We start from the raw sequence: 220 nt of genomic DNA on the forward strand, positions 1-220 counted from the left end.
CGCTGTTTTTCGTTAGGATAGATTTTACACTCAATTCCTTGATACATGTTTTCACCCCCCCTTGCATTTATAGATATATTATACCATACCTATGACTATTGTTTATAGCGATAACAATTGCTATAATGTAGTTAAAGAGGTGTTTACATATGATAGTGAGAACAAGGACAAATGTCTATGATTTTAATTTCCATTTGGTTTGGGTAACAAAGTATCGTAA

1 pseudogene is annotated in these 220 nt (G+C 31.8%); it reads left to right on the top strand.

The features are described 5' to 3' along the window. Window positions 1–149: 149 nt before the first annotated feature. Window positions 150–220: pseudogene (locus AC973_RS10215) on the top strand (IS200/IS605 family transposase); the annotation flags it as partial.

The sequence above is a fragment of the Carnobacterium sp. 1290_CSPC genome (assembly GCF_001053265.1).
In the GTDB taxonomy this organism is placed as follows: Bacteria; Bacillota; Bacilli; order Lactobacillales; family Aerococcaceae; genus Aerococcus; species Aerococcus urinaeequi.